General features: G+C 67.9%; 17 protein-coding genes. 12 read left to right on the forward strand and 5 right to left on the reverse strand.

Features of this window, described 5'->3' with window-relative positions:
• Nucleotides 1–115 precede the first annotated feature (115 nt).
• Both ubiE and ubiB read left to right on the forward strand, forming a co-directional pair.
• Nucleotides 116–871 (forward strand): bifunctional demethylmenaquinone methyltransferase/2-methoxy-6-polyprenyl-1,4-benzoquinol methylase UbiE, encoded by a 756-nt coding sequence (gene ubiE, locus H512_RS0120995; RefSeq protein WP_026785069.1) that lies wholly within the window; start codon nt 116–118, stop codon nt 869–871.
• Between the two features lie 129 nt (nt 872–1,000).
• The gene (gene ubiB / locus H512_RS0121000) at nt 1,001–2,530 is read left to right on the forward strand and encodes a 2-polyprenylphenol 6-hydroxylase (RefSeq protein WP_026785070.1); all 1,530 of its coding nucleotides are present in this window, start codon (nt 1,001–1,003) and stop codon (nt 2,528–2,530) included.
• Between the two features lie 3 nt (nt 2,531–2,533).
• Here the strand turns inward: ubiB and H512_RS0121005 are convergent, their stop codons facing one another.
• Entirely contained in the window at nt 2,534–3,229 is a 696-nt protein-coding gene (locus tag H512_RS0121005) for a Crp/Fnr family transcriptional regulator (RefSeq protein WP_036793158.1), read from the reverse strand.
• 166 nt (nt 3,230–3,395) lie between these two features.
• Between H512_RS0121005 and msrA the strand changes: the two genes are divergently transcribed.
• From msrA to H512_RS0121035, 6 genes are all read left to right on the forward strand, one after another.
• A complete protein-coding gene (msrA, locus tag H512_RS0121010; RefSeq protein ID WP_036793071.1) occupies nt 3,396–4,064 on the forward strand; it encodes a peptide-methionine (S)-S-oxide reductase MsrA in 669 nt (222 codons plus the stop codon).
• A complete protein-coding gene (locus H512_RS0121015; protein WP_026785073.1) occupies nt 4,061–4,636 on the forward strand; it encodes an NADPH-dependent FMN reductase in 576 nt (191 codons plus the stop codon). The genes msrA and H512_RS0121015 overlap by 4 nt, the downstream gene beginning before the upstream one ends.
• Nucleotides 4,637–5,380: 744 nt before the next feature.
• A complete protein-coding gene (locus tag H512_RS0121020; RefSeq protein ID WP_036793072.1) occupies nt 5,381–6,892 on the forward strand; it encodes a sugar ABC transporter ATP-binding protein in 1,512 nt (503 codons plus the stop codon).
• A gap of 70 nt (nt 6,893–6,962) precedes the next feature.
• On the forward strand, nt 6,963–7,973 hold the full coding sequence (locus tag H512_RS0121025; protein ID WP_084798680.1) for an ABC transporter permease: 1,011 nt from the start codon (nt 6,963–6,965) through the stop codon (nt 7,971–7,973).
• A gap of 134 nt (nt 7,974–8,107) precedes the next feature.
• Nucleotides 8,108–9,073, forward strand: a complete 966-nt coding sequence (locus tag H512_RS0121030) for a sugar ABC transporter substrate-binding protein (RefSeq protein WP_026785076.1) — start codon at nt 8,108–8,110, stop codon at nt 9,071–9,073.
• Nucleotides 9,074–9,498: 425 nt separating this feature from the next.
• Entirely contained in the window at nt 9,499–10,503 is a 1,005-nt protein-coding gene (locus H512_RS0121035) for a Gfo/Idh/MocA family oxidoreductase (RefSeq protein WP_026785077.1), read from the forward strand.
• A 109-nt stretch (nt 10,504–10,612) separates the two neighbouring features.
• Here the strand turns inward: H512_RS0121035 and H512_RS25385 are convergent, their stop codons facing one another.
• The 4 genes from H512_RS25385 to H512_RS0121050 all read right to left on the reverse strand — a co-directional run bounded on the left by H512_RS25385 (nt 10,613) and on the right by H512_RS0121050 (nt 13,959).
• On the reverse strand, nt 10,613–11,338 hold the full coding sequence (locus tag H512_RS25385; protein ID WP_210162734.1) for a transaldolase family protein: 726 nt from the start codon (nt 11,336–11,338) through the stop codon (nt 10,613–10,615).
• 173 nt (nt 11,339–11,511) lie between these two features.
• A complete protein-coding gene (locus H512_RS27510; protein WP_210162735.1) occupies nt 11,512–11,697 on the reverse strand; it encodes a hypothetical protein in 186 nt (61 codons plus the stop codon).
• Between the two features lie 199 nt (nt 11,698–11,896).
• Nucleotides 11,897–12,778 (reverse strand): myo-inosose-2 dehydratase, encoded by an 882-nt coding sequence (gene iolE / locus H512_RS0121045; protein WP_026785078.1) that lies wholly within the window; start codon nt 12,776–12,778, stop codon nt 11,897–11,899.
• Between the two features lie 287 nt (nt 12,779–13,065).
• Nucleotides 13,066–13,959 (reverse strand): MurR/RpiR family transcriptional regulator, encoded by an 894-nt coding sequence (locus H512_RS0121050; protein ID WP_245585475.1) that lies wholly within the window; start codon nt 13,957–13,959, stop codon nt 13,066–13,068.
• A 583-nt stretch (nt 13,960–14,542) separates the two neighbouring features.
• Here H512_RS0121050 and iolG point away from each other — a divergent pair.
• The 4 genes from iolG to iolD all read left to right on the forward strand — a co-directional run bounded on the left by iolG (nt 14,543) and on the right by iolD (nt 20,518).
• The gene (iolG, locus tag H512_RS0121055) at nt 14,543–15,538 is read left to right on the forward strand and encodes an inositol 2-dehydrogenase (RefSeq protein WP_026785080.1); all 996 of its coding nucleotides are present in this window, start codon (nt 14,543–14,545) and stop codon (nt 15,536–15,538) included.
• A gap of 71 nt (nt 15,539–15,609) precedes the next feature.
• Nucleotides 15,610–16,473 carry a MurR/RpiR family transcriptional regulator gene (locus H512_RS25390; RefSeq protein ID WP_053240122.1) on the forward strand — a complete coding sequence of 288 codons (864 nt, stop codon included), beginning with the start codon at nt 15,610–15,612 and terminating at the stop codon, nt 16,471–16,473.
• Between the two features lie 153 nt (nt 16,474–16,626).
• The gene (locus H512_RS0121065; RefSeq protein WP_026785081.1) at nt 16,627–18,558 is read left to right on the forward strand and encodes a bifunctional 5-dehydro-2-deoxygluconokinase/5-dehydro-2-deoxyphosphogluconate aldolase; all 1,932 of its coding nucleotides are present in this window, start codon (nt 16,627–16,629) and stop codon (nt 18,556–18,558) included.
• 106 nt (nt 18,559–18,664) lie between these two features.
• Nucleotides 18,665–20,518 (forward strand): 3D-(3,5/4)-trihydroxycyclohexane-1,2-dione acylhydrolase (decyclizing), encoded by a 1,854-nt coding sequence (iolD, locus tag H512_RS0121070; protein ID WP_036793073.1) that lies wholly within the window; start codon nt 18,665–18,667, stop codon nt 20,516–20,518.
• Nucleotides 20,519–20,529: the final 11 nt, after the last annotated feature.

Below are 20,529 nucleotides of genomic sequence, written 5' to 3' on the forward strand. Positions count from 1 at the left end.
GCCGTCCGAGGCCAACATAGCGTCCGTCGTATCGTTGGGCTATGGTCGCTGGCAAGGCCGGCGGCGCGCTTTCGGGCGGCCGGCCGGCACGACTCACGGCGGGACGGGACGGACGATGACGGACAACAGCACTTCCTTCGGCTTTCGCGAGGTCGATCCGCACGACAAGCAGGGCCTGGTCGATCGCGTCTTCCATTCGGTGGCCGGCCGCTACGACCTGATGAATGACCTGATGTCGGGCGGCCTGCACCGGCTCTGGAAGGACGCCATGGTCTCCCGTCTGGCGCCGCCGCGTTCGGGCAAGCGGCCGTTCAAGGTGCTCGACATGGCTGGAGGCACCGGCGACATCGCCTTCCGCATCGCCGAGCGCTCGAACCGCACCGCCGAGATCACCGTTGCCGACATCAACTCCTCGATGCTGGAGGTCGGCCGCGAGCGGGCCAGGGCGCGCGGGCTCGACAGGCTGGAGTTCGTCGAGGCCAACGCCGAGGATCTGCCCTGGCCGGACCAGAGCTTCGACGCCTACACCATCGCCTTCGGCATCCGCAACGTGCCGAAGATCGACAAGGCGCTTGCCGAGGCCTACCGGGTGCTGAAGCCGGGCGGCCGCTTCCTCTGCCTGGAATTCTCGCGCGTCGACGCGCCGCTGGCCGACAAGGTCTACGACCTCTATTCCTTCCATCTGGTGCCGAAGATCGGCCGCGTGGTGGCGAAGGACGAGGACAGCTACCGCTATCTCGTCGAATCGATCCGCCGCTTCCCCGATCAGGAGCGCTTCAAGGCGACGATCGAGGCGGCCGGCTTCCGCCGCGTCGGCTACACCAACATGACGCTCGGCGTGGTGGCGCTGCATGTCGGCGTGAAGATCTGACCGCCCTCCCGCCTTGCCGAACCGGATCGGCCGATCCGGACCGGAGATGGGCGATCCATTGACTCTCAGGCATTGCCCTGCCGATCGGCTCGAGCGGTCCGGTCGGGAAATGCTCCAGGAACCTGCCGGATGCTTCTCGTCGATCTCGCCCGCCTCGTCCGCGCCGCCTACGTGCTCGCCCGCGAGGGAGTGATCAACGCCCTGCCGCTGCCCGAGCCGCGCCCCTTTGCCGTGTCGGCGGCGCTGGTGCTCGCCGGGGCGATCCGCCGGCGCAGCGCCGCCAGCCGGGCGGAACGCCTCTCCATCGCCTTCTCGCGGCTCGGCCCGTCCTACGTCAAGCTCGGCCAGTTCCTCGCCACCCGGCCGGACGTGGTGGGCGCGGCGCTCGCCGCCGACCTCAGCGAGTTGCAGGACGCCATGCCCGACTTCGGTCTCGCCGGCGCCCGGGCGGTGATCGGCGACAGCTTCGGCCTTGACGCCGAGCGGCTGTTTCCCGAGCTGTCGGCGCCGATCGCCGCCGCCTCGATCGCCCAGGTGCACAAGGCGACGGTCATCGAGCGCGACGGCACGCGCCGCGACGTGGCGGTGAAGGTGCTGCGGCCCGGCGTCGCGGGACGCATTGCCTCCGACCTCGCCGGCTTCTACCTGGCCGCCCGGCTGATCGAGAGGGTGGCGCCGCGCGCCCGCCGCCTCAGGCCGGTGGCCATCGTCGACACGCTCGCCCGCTCGCTGACGCTGGAGATGGATTTCCGCCTGGAGGCGGCCGCCCTGTCGGAAATGGCGCAGAACACGGCCGACGATGCCGATTTCCGCGTGCCTACGGTTGACTGGCGGCGCACCAGCCGCGCCGTGCTGACCATGGAATGGATCGACGGCCTGAAGCTGTCCGACCTCGGTGCCATCCGCGCCGCCGGCCACGACCCGCGGAAGCTCGCGGCGACGCTGCTGCAGTCGTTCCTGCGGCACGCGCTGCGCGACGGCTTCTTCCACGCCGACATGCACCAGGGCAACCTGTTCGTCGATGCCGCCGGCCGCATCGTCGCCGTCGATTTCGGCATCGTCGGCCGCCTCGGCCCGCGCGAGCGCCGCTATCTCGCCGAGATCCTGCACGGCTTCATCACCCGCAACTACCGGCGGGTGGCCGAGGTGCATTTCGAGGCCGGCTACGTGCCGGCCGAGCAGGAACTCGAAACCTTCGCCCAGGCGCTGCGGGCCGTCGGCGAGCCGCTGCACGGCGTGCCGGCCTCGGAGATCGCCATGTCGCGGCTGCTCAACCAGCTGTTCGAGACCACCGAGCTGTTCGCCATGCAGACGCGGCCCGAGCTGATCCTCCTTCAGAAGACCATGGTGGTGGTGGAGGGCGTCGCCCGCTCCCTCGATCCCCACCTCGACATGTGGAAGGTGTCCGAGCCGGTGGTCGGCGGCTGGATCGCCCGCAATCTCGGGCCGATCGGCCGGCTGGAGACGGCGGCGACGGCGCTCGGCAATCTCGCCGCCCTCGCCCCGCGCCTGCCGCGCCTGTTCGATGCCGTCGAACTGCTCGCCACCCGCGCCGCGATGGCCGACGGTCGCCGGCGCCGGCGTTTCACCGCCCTGCCGCTCTGGATCGGCGCGCTGGCGCTGGTGGTGATCGCCGCGTCAAGCCTCGGCTGGATTTGAGCCTCAGCCGCGGGCGAGCGCCGCGAGCCGCGCCTCGTCGGTGACGGCGATCTTGCGGCGGGCGCTCTTGACGATGCCCTGCGCCTCCCAGGCGCTGAGCAGCCGGCTCACCGTGTGCAGCGTGGTACCGGTCATCTCGGCGATGTCCTGACGGGTGAGCGGGAAGTCGATGCGGATGCCGCCCTCCTCCGGACGGCCGGCCCGGCGGACGAGCCGCAGCAGCGCGTGGGCGACGCGGCGCTCCACTTCCTCGGTCGACAGTTCGCGGATGCGGGTATGCGCCTCCTGCAGCCGTTCGCCCACCGCTTCGAGGGCGTTGACGGCCAGCACCGGGTTGAGCGCCACGAAATCCGGCCACTGGGTCGACATCCAGGCGAGGACGATGCTCTCGGTCACCGCCTCGGCGGTGGCCGGATAATCGGTGCGGCGGATGGCGCGGGCGATGCCGAACACCTCGCCCGGCAGCACGTGGCGCACCACCACCTGCTCGCCCGACGGCGTCACCTGCACCACCTTGAGATGGCCGTGCAGCAGCAGGAAGAACTCGTCGGCCGCCGCGCCCTGGCTGAACACCGGCTCGCCCGGCTCGACGGTGCGCACCTGCACGGTGGCCAGCACGGCATCGAGGTTGTCCTCGGTCATGTCGCGGAACAGGTCGAAGCCGCGGATCAGCGATCGGTCGAGCTTGCGGGGCGCCATCAGCATAGGTCTCCTCTGCCGCCCCTTATAACAAAGCGTCGGCGAGACACCAGCGCGGTTCGGCTCGGACGTCCGCCCGATCCGCTCCGTCGGCCCGGCTTGCAAAGCGGCGGCGGCGGTTCCATCTTGAAGGACCGATCCGGGGGATGGGAGAGAAGGAGACGCCATGGCCCTCTTCGAGACATTCCGCAAGCCGGCCGTCCTGCCGACGCCGGAGACGGCGCTGCCCGGCCGCCGCGAACCTGTCGCCACCGCCGAACGGCATTTCGTCAACAGCCGGCCGCTCAACGGGCCGCACCCCGAGGGATGCGCCGTCGCCACCTTCGCCCTCGGCTGCTTCTGGGGCGCCGAGCGGCTGTTCTGGCAGTTGCCGGGCGTTTCTGTGACGTCGGTCGGCTACACCGGCGGCATCACCGAAAATCCCACCTACGAGGAGGTCTGCTCGGGCCGCACCGGCCATGCCGAGGCGGTGGAGGTGGTGTTCGATCCCGATGTCGTCTCCTACGCCGACCTCGTGCGGGTGTTCTTCGAGAGCCACGATCCGACGCAGGGCATGCGCCAGGGCAATGATGTCGGCACCCAGTACCGATCGGCGATCTACGTGCACGACGCGGCGCAACGCGCCGTCGCCGAGGCGGCGCGGGCGGCCTATGGCGAGGCGCTGGCCCTCGCCGGATATTCCGAACCGGTCACCACGGCGATCGAGCCGGCCGGCCCTTATTACTTCGCCGAGGACTACCATCAGCAGTATCTCGCCAAAAATCCCGGCGGCTACTGCGGCCTCGGCGGCACGGGCGTCGCCTGCCCGGCGCCGGGACCGGCGGCGCGGCCGTGATCGGCCGGCGGCCGGTCATCCTGCTGTTCGCCGGCTCGACGCGCGGCGGCAGTTGCAACGGCCGCCTGGCGGCGCTGGTGGCGCGGGAGATCGCGCTGCGCGACGCCGAGGCGCGGCTCCTGTCGCTCGCCGACTATCCGATGCCGCTCTACGACGGCGACGACGAGATGGCGCGCGGCGTGCCCGAGGCGGCGCTGAAGCTCGCCGACCAGATGCTGGCCGCCGACGGCGTGTTCATCGCCTCGCCCGAATACAATCATTCGCTGACTCCGCTTCTGAAAAACAGCATCGACTGGCTGAGCCGCGTCCAGGGCGACCGCCGCCGCGGCCTGTGGACCCAACGCGTCTTTGCCATCGGCGCCGCCTCGGTCGACGCGTTCGCCGGCATAAGGTCGCTGATGCAGCTGAGACTGATCCTGGAGAACGCCCTCGGCGCCCGCGTCCTCGTCGAGCAGGTGGCCGTGCCGCACGCCGACGCGGCCTTCGACGCGCGCGGCAATCTCGCGGGCGAGCCGGCGGCGCAAGTGGAGCGGCTGGTCGCCGCGCTGATCGCCGAGGCGGCCCGGCGCTAGCTCCCGCCCCTGGAGCGCCGTTTGGCCGCAGATCTTGGTGGTGCAACTCCCTTGCGGGAAGGAGGGATGCGCCATGGGCCGGTTCTACCCGGCAAGGCCATGTCGATGACCGGCGCAGGCATCGTCCATGCAATCGGGACCGGCCTGCAGCGGAAGAACGCGCCGTCTGGCCACGGTTCCGCACAGGACACTCTATAACCTATAACCGCTTCATCCGCCGGGGCCGGCGGGGTTTCGACCGCATCCGCGCCAGGGGCAGGCGGGCCGGCGTCTCGTGGATCGCCGGACCGAGGCGGCCGGGGCGTGTCCGGCGGAATGCCCCATGAACCGGACCGATCGATTGAGACGGGCAGACTGCGTTCTGTCGAGCATGAAACACTTATTTCATACGTTAGTATGACCGAAGTCGACCTCTCGTTTCGCAGGCAGCAGCGAACCACTCTTATTAGCTGGCGCATTTCAACATTTTGAGCGACTTTTGACCGGCTCGGCGATGGCCATCGGTGGACCGCGGCGGACGGCCGTCCATCGGAAGGGGGCTTGACGGCACAGACCGGATATGGAACTAATCTTCCATTCTAAGCGGGAAAACAGTCGCTTCATTCTTGATTGTGCGGAGCTTGGGAGGAGACCGATCCGGGAGGAGCCGCTCGGTCGATCATGGGGGAGAACCGTCAGGCAGCGACGCCAGTTCCCGGGCGGCGCGGCGACCGGTTGCTCGGCACTGCAATTGAGGTATCGGAAATGGTCGCCGATGGAATCCTGCTGAGAGTCAAGGGCCTGACCAAGAAGTTTCCCGGCGTCGTCGCGCTGGACGGGGTCGACATCGAGGCGCGCGCCGGCGAAATCCACGGCATCTGCGGCGAAAACGGCGCCGGCAAGTCGACGCTGATCAAGATGCTGACCGGCGCCTATACCCCGGATTCCGGCACCATCGAGTTCGACGGCGTCACCTATACCTCCCTCGACCCGCGCCGGGCGATGGGCATCGGCATCGGCTGCATCTACCAGGAACTGAACCTCATTCCGCATCTCTCCGTCGCCGAGAACATCTTCCTCGGCCGCGAGATGTATCTGGCGCCGTCGTTCAACCTGCTCGACCGGGCCCAGATGAACGCCAAGGCGGCCGAACTGCTCGCCGACCTCGGCCTGGCCGTGTCGCCCACCGCGAGGCTCGGCACGCTCGGCGTCGGCCATCAGCAGATGGTCGAGATCTGCCGCGCCGTGTGGTCGAACGCCAAGCTGATCATCATGGACGAGCCGACCTCCAGCCTCAGCGAGAAGGAGGCCCATGACCTCTTCCGGGTGATGGCGCAGATGAAGGAGCGCGGCGTCGCCATCCTGTTCATCTCGCACCGCCTCGACGAGGTGCGCGAGAACTGCGACACCGTCACCGTGATGCGCGATGGCCGCACCATCGAGTCCTTCGTCATGAAGGAGCGCTCCGTCGCCGACATCATCCAGCTGATGGTCGGCCGCAGCATCCAGAACAAGTATCCCAAGGAACGGGCACCGCACGGCGACGTCGTGCTGTCGGTCAGGAACCTCAACCGGAAGGGCGTGCTGCACGACGTCTCCTTCGAGCTGAGGGCCGGAGAGGTGCTCGGCTTCGCCGGCCTGGTCGGCGCCGGACGCACCGAGACGGCGCGCGCCATCACCGGCGCCGATCCCTACGACAGCGGCACGATCGAGGTGTTCGGCAAACAGGTGAAGATCCGCCAGCCGATCGACTCGATCAACGCCGGCATCGCCTTCCTGACCGAGAACCGCAAGGAACAGGGCCTCATCCTGATCCAGAGCGTCGCCTTCAACGCCACCATCGTCAAGATGCACAAGTACGGCAAGGCCGGCTGGCTGAGTCTCAAGCGACTCCGGGACATCGCCCGCAAGATCTGCTCGGAGATGCGCCTCAAGACGTCGGGCATGGACATGCTGGTCGGCAAGCTTTCGGGCGGCAACCAGCAGAAGGTGGTCATCGCCAAGTGGCTGCTGTCCAACGCCAGGATCTTCATCTTCGACGAGCCGACGCGCGGCATCGACGTCGGCGCCAAGGTCGAAGTCTACAAGCTGATCAACCAGCTGGTCGCCGGCGGCGCCGGCGTCATCATCATCTGCTCGGAAATGGAGGAGGTGATGGGCATGGCCGACCGCATCCTCGTCATGCACGAGGGCGAGATCACCGGCGAGATGACGCAGGAGGAAGCGACGCAGGAAAAGATCATGTACGCCGCGTCCGGCTTCAAGCAGGCGTCCTGATCCCAAGCGTCCCGACCAGCCTTTCCCGGCCCCGCGCGGCCGGACCGAATTCCGTGGGAGGAATTTTCCAATGTCCAACGAGGCCCTGACCAACGACAAGCTGCCGGGCGAGAAAACGATCGCCAAGAGCGCGGCCATGACGGAGAAGCTCTACCAGCTCGGCGTCCTCCTCAGCCTGATCCTGCTCTGCGCGGTGATGAGCGTGCTGTCGCCGCGCTTCATGACCATGGACAACCTGATGAACGTCGCCTCGCAGGCGGCGGTCAGCGCCATCGTGTCGATCGGCATGTTCCTCGCCATCCTGACGGCCGGCATCGATCTTTCCGTCGGCTCGGTGCTGGCGCTGTCGACCATGATGATGGGCATCGCCTCCGACCGCTGGGGCTGGGGGCCCTATCCGGCCATCCTGGTGTGCCTCGGCTCGGGCGCTCTCCTCGGCCTCGCCAACGGCCTCCTGCTCACCAAGCTGCGGCTGCCGCATCCGTTCATCTCGACGCTCGGCATGCAGAAGATGGCCCGCGGCATCGCGCTGTTCGTCACCGCCGCCGCGCCGATCAGCATGTTCCCCGAGGAAATCCAGTTCCTCGGCAACAACTCCATCGGTCAGGTGCCGGTGAGCTTCATTCTCGTCGCCATCCTCTACATCGGCATGTATTTCTTCCTGACCCGCACCTCGACCGGCCGCTACATCTACGCCGTCGGCGGCAACAAGGAAGCGGCGCGTCTGTCCGGCATCAAGGTCAACGGCATCCTGAACCTCGTCTATACGATGTCCGGCCTCACGGCGGCGCTGGCCGGCCTGGTGCTGGCCGGCCGCGTCAACGCCGTCTATCCGCTGGCCGGCCTCGACTACGAGACCGACGCCATCGCCGCCGTCATCATCGGCGGCGCCAGCTTCTTCGGCGGCGTCGGCTCGATCGGCAACACGATCATCGGCGTGCTGCTGATCGCCGTGCTGCGCAACGGCCTCAATCTTCTGAATGTCGACAGCGCCTTCCAGACCTTCGCCATCGGCGCGGTGATCGTGGTTGCCGTCGCCGTCGACGTTCTGCGCCAGAATGTCATGAAGTCCGCCCGCTGAAGATAACTCTCGGAGCGGACCACCTGACTAGTTACGCCCGGAAGATGTTCTCGAATATCGAAATGGACGTAATGGGGTTTCGTAGTGAGGAAATGCGAAACCTGCAACAGACCTGCTTAATTGGGAGTGAGACCATGAATCGGAGAACTTTCGTTGCCGCCCTGATGGCCGGTGCATTCGCCGTCGCAGCTCTCCCGGCGATCACCGCCGTCAGCAGCCCGGCCGCCGCCGCCGACAAGGTCAAGATCGCCGTCGTCCTGAAGACGCTGTCGAGCCAGTACTGGAAGATCGTGGCGGCCGGCGCCCAGGCCGCCGCCGAGAAGAACAACGTCGACCTGATCCTGCTTGGCCCCCCGACCGAGGACGCCGTCGAGCAGCAGATCAACATGGTGCAGGACGTGCTCGCCCAGAAGCCCGACGCCCTGATCTTCTCGCCGTCGCAGCCCGGCACCGCCATCAACATCCTGACCAAGGTCCGCGCGGCCGGCGTTCCGGTCCTGCTGGTCGACACCGGCATGCCCGAGGCGTTCACCGACTACTCGACCTTCATCGGCACCGACAACGTGGCGGCCGGCAAGGCGGGTGGCGCGGCGCTCGCCAAGCTGCTCAAGGCGGGCGACAAGGTGCTGCTGCTCGATGGTGCCCCCGGCAACCCGTCGATGACCGACCGTTGCGACGGCGCCAAGGAAGTGCTCGAAGCGGCCGGCATGGTGATCGGCGCCCGTCAGCCGGCCTATTCCGATCGCGAGAAGGCCTATACGGTGACGCAGAACGTGCTGCAGTCGACGCCCGACATCGCCGGCGTGTTCGCCGGCAACGACGAGGAAGCCCTCGGCGCCCTGCGCGCGCTGAAGCAGGCCGGCAAGGAAGTGCCGGTGCTCGGCGTCGACGCCAACACCGACAACCTCAAGGCCATCCTGGCCGGCGACCTCTACGGCTCGATCGCCCAGGGCAACTACGACATGGGCCGCCTCGGCGTCGAGAAGGCGCTCGAAGTGATCGCCGGCAAGACCATCGAGAAGCGCATCGATTCCGGCGCCGCCCTGATCACCAAGGACAACGCCCAGGAACTCCTGGACTTCCGCGCCTCGATCAAGTGATCCGAGGTCCGGAGCGGACCGGCCGTCTCGCGACCATCGCCGGCCCGCTCCAGCCCGCGTTTCGGGCGCAATCCCCGACGGCGGAGCGATGCTCCCGCTTTCCCCGGCATTGCTCCGGCGTCCGACAGGTGCCTCCACCGGCCATCGGGACCAATCCGGGAGGCGGCAACTCGCCCTCCCGCAAGCCCGACGTGCGCCGGCCGATATCCGGCGATCTCTCCGGCAACGGACGGTCGCCGGCCGCCATCCTCCACCGGTACCGCGCATGCGGCCGGGGCGGTTTCGGCCGGTTGCGTCGGCGGGGATTTTGAATCGTTTCTGCCGCCCTTCAGTCCTGGCATCGCATCCATGAACCGCAGGCGCCGGCCGCGCCGGTCCGCCAGGGGACCGGTGCTTCGGCGGTCACATTCCGAGGTATGTCCTTCATGTCCGCTTCCGTCCGCATCGGCATCGTGGGTCTCGGCCGGCTCGGCCGCCGCCACGCCGAAAACCTGGCTCTCCGCGTTCCCGGCGCGTCGCTCGTGGCCGCCGCCAGTCCAATCCCCGAGGAGCGGGCCTGGGCCGAGGCGACGCTGCCCGGCGTCGTTGCCTATGCCGGCCTTGCCGAACTCCTCGCCCATCCCGGCCTCGACGCCGTCTGGCTGGTGACGCCGACCTCGCTGCACGCCGACCAGGTGATCGTCGCCCTCGAGGCCGGCAAGCACGTGTTCTGCGAGAAGCCGCTCGCCCTGGAACCCGCCGACTGCGACCGGGTGATCGCCGTGGCGGACAAGCGCCCCGGCCAACTGGTGATGATCGGCTTCATGCGCCGCTTCGATCCGGCCTATGCCGATGCGAGGCGGCTGATCGCCGCCGGCGATCTCGGCGAGGTGTTCGCCATCAGCTGCCGGTCGGAGGACCCGGTCGATCCCGACGGCTTCTTCGTGCGCTTCGCCCCCACCTCGGGCGGCATCTTCCTCGACTGCTGCATCCACGACATCGACCTCGTCCGCTGGATGCTGGACGGCGCCGAGGTGTCCCAGGTGAGCGCGGCCGGCAGCCGCGTCATGTATCCGGCGCTCGGCGGCTGCGGCGACGTCGACAACGGTTTTGCCACCGTCACCTTCAAGGGCGGACAGGTGGCGACCTTCCACGTCTCCCGCACCTCGCACCGCGGCTACGAGGCGGCGATGACCATTTCCGGCACCAGGGGCGGCCTGGAGATCGGCCGCAACGTACCGCGCCGCCCGGTCACGCTGGAGAGCGGCGGCGGCCGGACGACCGAAGGCCAGGTCGATTTCTTCGAGCGGTTCGGCGACGCCTTCCTGCACGAGGCGCGCGCCTTCGTCGAGGCCGTGCGGAGCGGCGGGCCGACGCCGAGCGGCATCGCCGACGCCCGCGAGGCGACCCGCCTCGCCTGCGCCATGCGCGAGGCGCTGGTGGTCGGCTGACGGATGGAGGGCGGGAGCGCGGACGGGGCGCTCCCTGCTCCTCCCTGAGAAAGCAATCCCCGAGACGGCGACCGTTTCCGGGGTTTCCTTCGTTCCGACGCGAAGACGGTCAGGCCGGCGGGATCATCGCGTCGCGCACGATCGCCGTCAGGTCGCGGTAGGCCTTGATGAAGGCGCGCAGCGTGCGGCGGGTGGCGCCGTAGCCGTCGAAATCCGCAACGGTGAGGCCATCCTCGTCGTAGGCGGCGCGGAAGTCGGGGAACTTGCGGTGGAGTTCGTCGACGATGGCCGGATCGACGCGATCGTCGATGCGCGGCTTCACCGCGATATCGCAGCCGCCGAACAGCACCTGCCAGTCGTAGGGGATGGTCAGGATCAGGTCGCCGCCGATCAGCTCCGACCAGTGCATGTGGTTGCGGTAGGCGGCGGAGAGGAGGCGCGTGCGGTAGCCGCGCGCGTTGAAGATGGCGTAGGCCTTCTTGATGACGGCGAGGCCCGCCCATTCGAGATGCCCCGGATCGACGACGATGCCGTCGCGCCTGGCCACCGCCTTGATCCAGTCGTCGGTGCGGCCGATCATGATGGTGCAGGCCGGCGTCATGCCGGAAACGTCGTGCCCCTCGGCCGCCCGGCGCGTCAGGCCGCGCTCGACCGCCTTGGCGACGGCGACCGCCTGCGGCAGGGTGAAGCTTACGGTGGCGTTGATCACCACGCCGCGTCTGGTCGCCTCCTCGATGGCGGCCATGCCGGCGGCGGTGACCGGGATCTTGACCTGGATGTTGGGCGCGAGGCCGGCGAAGCGCACCGCCTGCTCGACGAGGCGTTCGCTGCCCATGGAGTGGGCCGGCTGGTCTGCATCGACAGCCGGCCCTTCAGCCCCTTCTCGCGCTCGAACACCGGCAGCAGCAGCTTGGCGCCCCTGAGACCCATGGCCTCGATCAGCCGCCAGGCGATCTCGTCTTCGCTGTCCGCCGGATGCTGCGTCACCATCTGCCGCAGCGGCTCCTTTCAGGCGTCGTAGTCCTTCCTGAGGACGGCGAGGACGATCGACGGGTTGGTGGTGGCGACGACCGCGCCGTTGGCGAGCGAGTATCGCAACTCGCCGATCGAGCAGGAGTCGTTCCAGACGTCGGTCGGCGTCGTGGCGACGGTCCTCGCCAGCGGCATGTCGGATCGCAGTTCAGCGCGGGGCATGATGCACGCCTCCTCGGGCCGTTCGTCGGGCGGCCGGGCGCGACAATCGTCAGGACAAGGCAATCCCTTGGCGGAAAATCGAAATTTTTCGTCGCTCGGCCTTGTCGAACAAGGGAAAGGCAAGGATGCGCCCCAGGGGGAAAGCCCCCTGGGGATGCTCGTTCGGGCGCGCGCCGGCCGGGCGGGCGCGCGGCAGCCGTCAGCGGAGGCCGGCCTCGGCCAGATAGCGCTTCAGGTTGGCGACGCCCATGGTGACGTATGTCTTCGGGTTGGCCTTCTCGGGATCCTGCTCGGCCTCGAGCACCACCCAGCCCGAATAGTTCGGCAGCGCCTTGAACAGGCCGACATAGTCGACCGCGCCGTCGCCCGGCACGGTGTAGACGCCTTCCAGCACCGAATCGAGAAACGACCAGTCCTCGGCGAGCGCCCTGCCGGCGACCGCGGTGCGAACGTCCTTGGTGTGGACGTGGCCGATGCGATCGGCGTATTTCCGGGCCATGGCCACGGCATCGCCGCCGCCCCAGGTCATGTGGCCGGTGTCGAGCAGCAGCTTTACCGCCGGGCCGGTGCCGGCCATGAAGCGGTCGACCTCGTCCGGCGTCTGCACCACCGTGCCCATGTGGTGGTGGTAGACCAGTTGCAGGCCGTAGCCCTTCACCAGCTCGGCAAAACGGGTCATGCGCGGCAGGAACACCGCCCATTCGGCGTCGGTCAGCACCGGGCGCGTCGACAGCGGCGCCGACCGGGTGCCGTGGACGGTGCGAGTGCATTCGCAGACCACCAGCACCTCGGCGCCGGCTTCCTTGCGCCACTTCAGCTCATCCTGGGCGGCGGCGAACTCGGCGTCGGCGTCGCGCTCGAGCAGGAAGGTCGAGTACCAGCCGGAGACGAAGACCATGCCGTAGCCGGCAAGCAGGGCCTTCAGCTCAGGGCCGTCGGCCGGCATCTTGTGCCCCTTCTCCATGCCCTCGATGCCGGCGTCGCGCGCTTCGGTGAGGCACTGTTCGAGGCTGATGTCACCGCCGATGTCCCACAGGTCGTCGTTCGACCAGCAGATGGGATTGGCACCAATGCGAATCATGTCTTCTCTCCCAATAGGCGCACCGGCTGGAGCTGTCCGCCCGCCGGGCCGTTCCTCGAAAATGCATCGTCCGGACCTGACGCGAGATCTTCGCGGGCGCCGGCCCCTCTCCGACCGGCGGCAGCACGATGGAACGACCGTTCCGGGCTGGACGCGCTCCGGGACAAGCTTCCCCATTCCCGGACCGCGGCGCAGTCGATCCGGGATGAACGGACGGTATGGCGAATGACCTTCAGGGGCGCAGCCGGTAGCCCGGCCGCGTCGATCCAGTTATTCTTTATTTCATTTTATACGGTATGTAAATTCTGTTTCTCGCGGCTGCGACGAAGGTCGGCAACCGACACCGTCAGCGCCATGGCGACGGTCAGCGTGGCGGCGAGCGAGCGGAAGCCCTCGAAATCGGCCTCGACGATCTCGAACCAGACGCCGTTTTCCGGCACCAGAGGGCTGAATGGACTGTCGGTGATCACCACCAGGGGCGTGCCTTGCGCGGCGACCTGGCGCATGTATTCCACGGTGCCCGAGGCATAGGGCGTGAAACTGATCGCGAAGGCCGCATCCTTGGGGCCGGCGAAATTCAGCATTTCCCGGTCGATGCCGAGCGGCGAGCCGATCAGCGTCGTGCGGATTCCGAGCTTTCCGAAGGCATAGGCCATGTAGGCGGTGATCGGATAGGAGCGGCGCTGGGCGATCAGGTAGACGGTGTCGGCCTCGGAGAGAATCTGCGTCGCCCTGTCCATCACCGCCGGATCGATTCGCTCGCACGCTCGCTCGACCGAGCGGATCGCCGCCTTGCCGAAGCCATCGAGCATCGCGGTGGTTACCGGACGGCCGGACGAATGGGTGTCGAAGGCGTCCAGCCGCTCGTCGTAATTGGACGGACGGTCGCGAAGCCGCTCCTGGAACACCGCCTGAAGCTCAGAAAATCCCTTGTATCCCATTGCTTTGGCAAAGCGCACCAGCGTCGAGGGCTGCACCTTGGCCGCCGAGGCGATGCTGGCGACGGTGCCGAAGGCGATCTCGTCGGGCGATTCGACGGCGTAGGCCGCGACCTGGGCGAGACGGCGCGGCAGCTTGTCGCGACGCCCGATGATGAGGTCGCGCAGGGCGCGAAACTCCTGCGGCGGCGGCCCGCTCCTGTCGATGTCGTCAAATTCCATCGGCTCGCTGTCGTCAGCCATCCCCAACCTCGCTTCAAATCGAATTGGACGTTTCAAGTCTATTCCATCGTTCCGCCCAATGCCAACCCCGGCGAAACTGTAGGCATCGGCAACGAGAAGCCCGATATTTCAACGCCTTGCTTCGACGTCCGGATCATGGGGACAGCCGCCGTGGCCGACAGGCGGCGCTGCCCAGCCATTTCGTCTTCGAGCTTATCCCCTGATAACGATTTGATAAATAACCAATAATCCCAAGCCCACCCGGCGAGGGCCAGCGACGCCCGGCCGGCCGGCGACCACGACATCGACCAAAGGCGGGGGATCGCCCGTCCACGTGCGCCCCTTCATCCGGACAGGAAGGCCTTGACGGAGCGGGATAATGGAACTTAAATTCCATCACAGAAAAAGACTGTTCCATACCGTTCAACTCCCGCGGCCGCCGATCCGGAACCACGGCAAGCGGAACGGACCATGCGACGGTCGATCGCGAGAGCGATCCTGAATCGTTTTTCAACTTTTGGCGCGGCGACGGTCTGAAGCATTTGATCCGCCGGGGTCATCCGCGACGCCGCCCGCGGGAGCAGTCGAGGGAGAGAGATCAATCATGACGCTGAAATTCGGATTGCTGGGCGCCGGACGCATCGGCAAGGTGCACGCCGGTGCTGTCGCCGCCACGCCGGGCGCGAAGCTGGTCGCCGTCGCCGACGCGCTGCCCGAGGCGGCCGCCTTCATCTCGAAGGCGTCGGGCGCCGAAGTGCGGACGATCGACGAGATCATGAACGCCAAAGACATTGACGCGGTGCTGATCACCACGCCAACCGACATGCACGCCGACATGATCGAGCAGGCGGCGCGGGCCGGCAAGGCGATCTTCTGCGAGAAGCCGATCGATCTCGACACCGCCCGGGTGCGCAAGTGCCTCGACACCGTCGCCCGCGAGAAGGCGGCGCTGATGATCGGCTTCAACCGCCGCTTCGACCCCAATTTCATGGAGGTGCGCGCCCGCATCGACGCCGGCCAGATCGGCGCGGTGGAGATGGTGTCGATCACCTCGCGCGATCCGTCGCCGCCGCCGGCCACCTATGTTGCGCGCTCGGGCGGCATGTTCCGCGACATGACCATCCACGACTTCGACATGGCCGCCTTCCTGCTCGGCGAGGATCCGGTCAAGGTGTTCGCGGTCGGTTCGAGCCTGGTCGATCCGGAGATCGGCAAGGCCGGCGATATCGACAGCGGCTCGGTGATCCTGACCACCAGGAGCGGCAAGATCGCCCAGATCTCCAATTCGCGCCGCGCCACCTACGGCTACGACCAGCGGATCGAGGTGCACGGCTCGAAGGGCATGGTGCACGCCGAGAACCTGCGCGCCACCACCGTCGAGGTGGCGGACGCCGAGGGCTACCGCCGCGAGCCGCTGCTCAACTTCTTCATGACGCGCTACACGGAGGCTTATGCCAACGAGATCGCCGCCTTCATCAAGGCGATCGAGGCCGGCACGCCGATGCAGCCGTCCGGCGAAGACGGCCTCAAGGCACTCGCCATGGCCGACGCCGCCGTGACGTCGCTGAAGGAAGGCCGGCAGGTGGACATCGCCTACTGAGGCGAGCCGGCGGCCGGCGCGCCCCGCCGGCCGCCTTTCCGGCAAGGGCCTTGCTGAAAAGTGATGACGCGATGCGCAGCTCCGCAGACCAGCCTGACGACCGGACACCCGAAAAAGCGGCGTTCTCCGGCTATCAGCCCCTCAAGGAGGAGATCGTCCGGCGGCAGAAGGCGCTGCCCAAGCGGCTGTTTCAGATCGCCGCCTTCGCGCTCGACCAGCCCGACGAGATCGCCTTCGGCACGGTGTCCTCGATCTCCAAGAGCATCGGCGTGCCGCCGTCGGCAGTGATCCGCTTCGCCCAGCATTTCGGCTTCGACGGCTTCATCGAGATGCAGCGCCTGTTCCGCGACCGGATGCGCGAGCGCAGCTCGGAATACGCGGAGCGCCTCCAGACGCTGGGCCGCGGCGCCGACCCTCTGGACGGCACCGGCAAGACCCTCGAAGGCTTCCTGGCCGCGGGCCGGCAGTCGATGGAGAGCGCGCTCCGTTCGGTCAGCCGCGAGGTGTTTTCCTCGGCCGTCTCGGTGCTTTCCGGCGGCGAGACGATCTATCTCCTGGCGCGGCGGCGGTCGTTCCCGATCGTCGGCTACATGGCCTACGCCTTCGGCAAGCTCGGCCTGCGCTGCGAGCTGGCCAGTTCGTCGATGGGAACCGACGGCGACCTGTTGCAGTTCGCCGGCCCGAGGGACGCCGCCTTTGCCGTCAGCTTCTCGCCCTACGCACCGGAAACCGTGGCGCAGGCCAAGGCCCTCAGGGAACGCGGCGTGCCGCTGGTGTCGCTGACCGATTCGCCCTTCTCGCCGATCGCGGCGATTTCGAACGTTTGGTTCGAAGTTGTGGAAACTGACTACAGCGGCTTCCGCCCCCTTTCGGCCTCCATGGTGCTTGCCCTGGCGTTGAGTGTCGCCGTTGCCGAGAGAAAACAGTGGAGTTGACCGGGCGGAACGCGCTCGAGCCGCCGGGCGGCGCCTTCCGGGATACTACAGTGGACGCAGAATAATAATTTCATCGATCTTTTCTGTCAGAACATATATTCTTGCAGCCAATGCGCGGCACCGCGCCACGAAGGAAAGCTCAGCGAGGAAAGAATGACAGACGACGCCAGCCCGGCCAAAACGCTCGATCTCATCGCCATCGGCCGGTCGTCGGTGGATCTCTACGGGCAGCAGATCGGCACCCGCCTTGAGGATATCGGCAGCTTCGCGAAGTCGGTCGGCGGCTGCCCCGCCAACATTTCCGTCGGCACCGCCCGCCTCGGCCTCAGGTCGGCGCTGATCACCCGCGTCGGCAACGAGCAGATGGGCCGTTTCATCCTGGAGCAGCTCGGACGCGAGAAGGTCGACACCGCCGGCATCGCCGTCGACAAGGACCGCCTGACGGCGCTGGTGCTGCTCGCCGTGGAGGACGAGGGCGTGTCGCCGATGATCTTCTACCGCTCCGACTGCGCCGACATGGCGCTGTCGGAGGACGATATCAACGAAGCGCTGATCGCCCGGAGCCGGTCGATCGTGGTCAGCGGCACCCATTTCTCGCGCCCCAACACCGAGGCGGCGCAGCGCAAGGCGATCGCGCTTGCCAAGAAGCACGGCGCCAGGGTGGTGATCGACATCGACTACCGGCCGAACCTCTGGGGCCTCGCCGGCCACGACGCCGGCTTCGAGCGCTACGTCAAGTCGGATCGCGTCTCCGGCCTCCTCCGCAGCGTCCTCGCCGACTGCGACCTGATCGTCGGCACCGAAGAGGAGATCATGATCGCCACCGGCGCCGACGGCGTGCTGCCGTCGCTGAAAGCCATCCGGGCGCTCAACCCCTCGGCGGTCATCGTGCTGAAGCGCGGCGCCATGGGCTGCATCGTCTACGACGGGCCGATCTCCGACGATCTTGAGGCCGGCATCGTCGGCAGGGGCTTTCCGATCGAGGTGTTCAACGTGCTGGGGGCCGGCGACGCCTTCATGTCGGGCTTCCTGCGGGGCTGGCTCGCGGGCGAGCCGCTCGCCACCTCGGCCACCTGGGCCAACGCCTGCGGCGCCTTCGCGGTGTCGCGCCTCCTGTGCTCGCCGGAATACCCGACCTGGGACGAGCTGACCTCATTCCTCGCCCACGGCAGCAGCGAGCGCGCCCTGCGCAAGGACGCCAGGCTCAACCACATCCACTGGTCGACGACCCGCCGGCGGGCCCATCCGACCATGATGGCGCTGGCCATCGACCACCGCAGCCAGGTGGAGGATCTCGCCGAGGATGAGGCGACGCTGAAGCGCATCCCCGACTTCAAGGTTCTGGCGGTGAAGGCGGCGCGGCGGGTGGCGGCCGGCCGGCCCGGCTTCGGCATGCTGCTCGACGACAAATACGGCCACAAGGCGCTGTTCGCGGCCGGCGCCGGCAAGGACCTCTGGGTGGCCAAGCCGATCGAGCTGCCCGGCTCGCGGCCGTTGCAGTTCGAGTTCAGCCAGGATCTCGGCAGCCGGCTGATCGAATGGCCGCTCGAACATTGCATCAAGGTGCTGTGCTTCTACCATCCCGACGACCCGGCCGACCTCAAGGCGGTGCAGACGGCCAAGCTCGCCACCGCCTACGAGGCGGCGCGCAAGGTGGGCCGGGAGATCCTGATCGAGATCATCGCCTCCAAGGCCGGGCCGCTCGCCGACGACACGGTGGCCCGGGCGTTGTCCGAACTCTACGCGGCCGGCCTCAAGCCCGACTGGTGGAAGCTGGAACCGCAGGCGTCGGTAGCGGCCTGGCGGGCGATCGACCGGGTGATCGGCGACAACGATCCCTATTGCCGCGGCGTGGTGCTGCTCGGCCTCGAAGCGCCGATCGAGACGCTGAAACAGGGCTTTGCCGCCGCCAGGTCGGCGCCCTGCGTCAAGGGCTTCGCCGTCGGCCGCACCATCTTCGCCGATGCGGCGCGGCGCTGGCTCGGCGGCGAGATCGACGATGAGGCGGCCATCGCCGACATGGCCGCCAAGTTCGGCACGCTGGTTGACGTCTGGCTGTCGCTGGACGCTTCCGCGGCGGCCTGAGCTTCGGCAAGCTGCAGCGGCCGGCCATGACCGGCGACCGGATGAGGACCCAGTCTAGAGCGGCGCATCCCCGCGTGACGAGGGAGCCCGTTTCGGGAGGATGAATATGGTTGGCAAGACAGTGCGACTGACCGTGGCGCAGGCGACGGTGCGGTTCCTCGTGAACCAGAAGACGATCATCGACGGGGAGAAGCTGCCGATCTTCGCCGGCTGCTGGGCGATCTTCGGCCACGGCAACGTCGCCGGCCTCGGCGAGGCGCTCTATCAGGTCCGCGACGCGTTTCCGACGCTGCGCGCCCACAACGAGCAGGCGATGGCCCTGTCGGCGATCGCCTTCGCCAAGGCAAGCTTCCGCCGCCGCTTCATGGCCTGCACCACCTCGATCGGCCCCGGCGCCCTCAACATGGTGACCGCCGCCGCCGTCGCCCACGTCAACCGGCTGCCGCTGCTCCTGCTGCCCGGTGACGTGTTCGCCAACCGCCAGCCCGATCCGGTTTTGCAACAGGTCGAGGACTTCCAGGACGGCACCGTGTCGGCCAACGACTGCTTCCGCCCGGTGTCGCGCTATTTCGACCGCATCCAGCGGCCCGAACAGTTGATCCTGGCCTTGCAGCGGACCATGCACGTGCTGACCGATCCGGCCGAATGCGGGCCGGTGACGCTCGCCATGTGCCAGGACGTGCAGGCCGAGGCCTTCGACTGGCCGGAGAGCCTGTTCGACGAAAAGGTCTGGACGCCCCGGCGCATCCGCCCGGACGAGACCGAGCTTTCGACGGTCATCGGCCTCATCAAGGCGGCGAAGAACCCGATGATCATCGCCGGCGGCGGCGTGCTCTATTCGGAGGCGGCGGCCGACCTCGTCGCCTTCGCCGAGACGCACCGCATCCCCGTCGCCGTGACGCAGGCCGGCAAGTCGGCGATCGACGAGACGCACGAGCTGGCGCTCGGCGCCGTCGGCGTCACCGGCACCTCGGCCGCCAATGCGCTCGCCGCCGACGCCGACCTGGTGCTGGCCGTCGGCACCCGCTTCCAGGATTTCACCACCGGCTCGTGGGCGCTGTTCAAGACCGGCGGCATGAGGATCGTCGCCCTCAACGTCGCCAGCTACGACACCACCAAGCATAATGCCGTGCCGCTGGTGGCCGACGCCAAGGTCGGGCTGACGCTCCTGTCGCAGGGCCTCGGCGGCTGGAAGGCGGCCGGCGTCGCCGACCGCGCCGGAGAGGAGAAAGCTGCGTGGCTCGAAGCCGCCGCCAAGGTGCTGGCGCCCACCAACGCCGAGAAGCCGTCGGACGCCCAGGTGATCGGCGCCGTGGCGCGGACGCTCGGCGGCCCCGGAACGGTGGTGGTCTGCGCCGCCGGCGGCCTGCCGGGCGAACTCGACAAGCTCTGGGTGCCCACGGTGCCGGGCAGCTATCACATGGAATACGGCTTCTCCTGCATGGGCTACGAGATCGCCGGCGGCATCGGCGTCAAGCTGGCCAACCCGGACAAGGAGGTCGTCGTCATGGTCGGCGACGGCTCCTACATGATGATGAACTCGGAGATCGCCACGTCCGTCAGCCTCGGCCAGAAGCTGACCGTCGTGCTGCTCGACAACCACGGCTTCGGCTGCATCAACCGCTTGCAGATGGCCACCGGCGGCGCCAACTTCAACAATCTCTGGCAGAATTGCGCCATGGAAGTGCAGCCGGAGATCGACTTCCGCGCCCACGCCGAGAGCCTGGGAGCGCTCGCCGTCAAGGTGGCGTCGATCGGCGAGCTGGAAAACGCCCTCGAAGCGTCGCGCAACAACGATCGCACCACGGTGATCGTCATCGACACCGATCCGCTCGCCGCCACCGAGGCCGGCGGCCACTGGTGGGACGTGGCGGTGCCCGAGGTGTCGGTGCGCGAGGAAGTGGGCAAGGCGCGCGCGGATTACGAGGCCGCCCGGCAGCTCCAGCGCATCTTCGACTGACGATCCTCGAC

It is taken from the genome of Pleomorphomonas koreensis DSM 23070 (assembly GCF_000425185.1).
In the GTDB taxonomy this organism is placed as follows: Bacteria; Pseudomonadota; Alphaproteobacteria; order Rhizobiales; family Pleomorphomonadaceae; genus Pleomorphomonas; species Pleomorphomonas koreensis.